The organism is Lacinutrix sp. MEBiC02595, from assembly GCF_053601555.1.
Genome location: NZ_JBSHNU010000215.1, coordinates 1 through 238, shown reverse-complemented (window position 1 = coordinate 238; position 238 = coordinate 1). Strand labels below are relative to the sequence as shown.

The 238-nt window shown below is 36.1% G+C and carries 1 protein-coding gene; it reads right to left on the bottom strand.

The window, feature by feature from the left end; genetic code table 11:
- The coding region (locus tag ACVCZW_RS07695; protein ID WP_452232094.1) for a hypothetical protein at positions 1-238 on the bottom strand (238 nt) is incomplete at both ends.

Here is a 238-nt window from a genome sequence, read left to right as displayed (position 1 = left end):
AACGCCATCTTCATCCGTATAATCGATGTTTGTATTATCTGTGTTTAAAGCAATGGATGTTAATGTTTCCAAGTTAGCAACATCTAAAACAGTCGGGTTTCCATCTTCATCGGTGTAAGTTAATGTTCCGTCGTTGTTGTCTACTAATGTTGTTAAAGCTTCCAGGTTTGCTATGATTGCAGATAAATCTAATTGTGTAGTAATGCCGTCTTCGTCTGTATAATCGATGTTTGTATTG